This window comes from Vibrio kagoshimensis (genome assembly GCF_050337535.1).
GTDB lineage: Bacteria > Pseudomonadota > Gammaproteobacteria > Enterobacterales > Vibrionaceae > Vibrio > Vibrio gallaecicus.
On record NZ_JAKJSZ010000053.1, the window covers coordinates 1 to 2335 of the forward strand.

A 2335-nucleotide genomic window follows, 5' to 3' on the forward strand; every position below is an offset into this window, starting at 1 on the left:
CAGGTGTAACAGGTGTAAAGCATAGAAACCGGACTAGGCTCTTTGACCAAAAACGCTTTTCTACTTTTGCAAACTAACGCCGCATTAAGTGGTGAGCAACGCAGACCACTGAACCTAAAGCATTGTGCCGTAAACACTAAATTCAAAGCAAACGGAAAATGCCGAGCGTTGGGAGTCCGTCTTAAATGCTTTGTTATACGAACATTTCATCGTATGCACTGATGGATTTTAATGCACCACTTAAGTCATTTTTACCATTGAACTCATGCTTAACAGCGATAACGTCACAGCCACTTAAACTGCCTGCGCTAATACCCGCTGTAGAGCCCTCAAACACGATGGTTTGCTCTGGAGATACTCCTAAATTTGCTAATGCAAGATTATAAGCTTCTGGATCTGGCTTTTGCTTGCTTACATGCTCTTGAGTAATAACCAAATCAAAAGCAGACTCTAATTGCAAAGATGCCAAAATATTTTCAACCATCCATGTTGCTGCTGAACTAACAACACCACAGGTTTTTCCTGCCTGTTTTAGTTGCTTGATGTACTTTTTAGCACCGGTATTAAGTTCGAGTTCTTCATTAAGCATTTTCTCGTAATGAGCACGAAAATAACGGTTAAACTCTGCTAATTCTGGGGAAATTTTTGCGTGAGCGAAAAAATGACCTGTCACTACCTGCCAACTTTCTCCCATCACATCTTTATAAATATTGTAGTCAACCTGAGCCCCATAATCAGCACAAGCCAATGCTAGTGCTTTACCCTTTAAAGGTTCAGACTTCGAATAGACTTCGGTATGCCTTAGCTCGAACTGAAGGTTGTGCAGCTAGATTTGCAATTTCTTTAAGATTTCCATCAAGCATTGGTGTGCGACCAAGCTGAGAAAGGAGCGATGGCATAGGTCCAGTAGTCGATGAAATCAGCTTGAACCTTAATAATTGAGCTATATCTTCTTCAGATATTATTTGTAAGAGAATTTTTTTATCAGCTTTTTCAATCCTGCCCCAAGAGTTCCAATTGGAAAGTGCAATACACAAGGCTTCTACAACGTATTCTGGGGCAGTGGCTTTTGCTAACTCTGGTAACATCTCTCTAGCAGCCCCACGTACTTGTGGCACCCAATCATTGAGGCGACGAACAGCAAGTGAAAAGAAGAAAGCATTTGGTGCAGAGCCAGACAACGTCCGTAAAGTTTTTTCCCGCTTATAACCATCCCAGCAAATCAAGTCTAACCAAGTTAACAATTCATCAGGTTTAGACCAAAACTTCCATTTTGGTGACATCGAATTCCTTAATGCTAGAGTGAACTCTGATCGAATCAATCGCTCCCAATAATCAAAACCAGTAAGTGGTAGTTGGGACGTCGCATCTATAATTGCTGACATATCAGCGACAACTTTACTCTCCGAATTTATCGAATAAGCAAAGCCCTTCACTGCTGTTATCACTTTATCTTCCATACTCTGCGGTTCTTGCACGTATTATTTTCTCATAACACCGAATTAAATAGCTGACAACGCTATCAATAGAATTAAATTTACCACCAAAATCACTGAAGCTAATCTGAGTTGAAAATGCCCAATGTTGACAGTCTGCTTAAATTGTTTGTTAGGCATTTTTGCTTAATATTTGCACTGCAATTTGAGCGGCTTTTCTGGTGTAGCTATTACAATTAGATCGAAGGTTATGAGAACGGAAATGCTCCATGCCCTCTTCAGTACCAATGTCACAGCCTAAAAGTTTATGGCAGTCTTTTGCACCGAACTCACTTTCAAATTTTTCAACCAATTCCTGCGTTGCTTCGTACGTAGTAGAGACCGTATCACTTAGAGATTCACGACCTAGAACTAAACTAATACCCATAACCGATCCTGATAGAGCGCCACATGGTCCACATGTTCTAGCCATGCCACTACAAAATCCAGTCGCTATTTTTGAAGCTAAATGCTCATCTACACCTTGATACTCAGCGATAGCAGAAACAACACTTTCTGCGCACAAAAGCCCACTTTCAAAATGAGCTTCAGCTAACCTACCAAATTTAACTGATTCTTCCATGACAACAACCTCCTTAATGCCTAACGCCCAATTAAGTAGCTGGCAACGCTACCAATACACTCAAATTTACCACCGAAATCACTGAAGCTAAACCGAGTTAAAAATGCCAAGCGTTGGCAGTCTGCTTAAATTGCTTGTTAGGTTAATCCATGAAAATCAAAACATGTAAGCAAGGTGAACGTCGAAGCCACTCCCATCAAACTCTGCGCTGCTAGAAGCTACCTCATAGTTTATATATGTATATTTAGCACCAATTCCAAATCGACCTATAGCCAAA

Annotated in this window: 3 protein-coding genes; all 3 read right to left on the reverse strand. The window is 40.6% G+C overall.

Translation table 11 applies throughout. From position 1 onward, the window contains the following. Window positions 1-193: 193 nt before the first annotated feature. Entirely contained in the window at window positions 194-826 is a 633-nt protein-coding gene (locus tag L4C37_RS22280) for an HAD family hydrolase (RefSeq protein WP_429770165.1), read from the reverse strand. Continuing rightward, complete coding sequence (locus tag L4C37_RS22285; RefSeq protein ID WP_429770161.1) at window positions 774-1460, reverse strand: hypothetical protein; 687 nt, start codon at window positions 1458-1460, stop codon at window positions 774-776. The genes L4C37_RS22280 and L4C37_RS22285 overlap by 53 nt, the downstream gene beginning before the upstream one ends. Window positions 1461-1608: 148 nt before the next feature. Then, window positions 1609-2058 carry a C-GCAxxG-C-C family protein gene (locus L4C37_RS22290; protein ID WP_429770163.1) on the reverse strand — a complete coding sequence of 150 codons (450 nt, stop codon included), beginning with the start codon at window positions 2056-2058 and terminating at the stop codon, window positions 1609-1611. Between the last annotated feature and the right edge of the window lie 277 nt (window positions 2059-2335).

Excerpts from the sequence above, each read along its gene's own strand:
- L4C37_RS22285 (WP_429770161.1), bottom strand. The coding sequence starts at position 1,460 with ATGGAAGATAAAGTGATAACAGCAGTGAAGGGCTTTGCTTATTCGATA.
- L4C37_RS22290 (WP_429770163.1), bottom strand. The coding sequence starts at position 2,058 with ATGGAAGAATCAGTTAAATTTGGTAGGTTAGCTGAAGCTCATTTTGAA.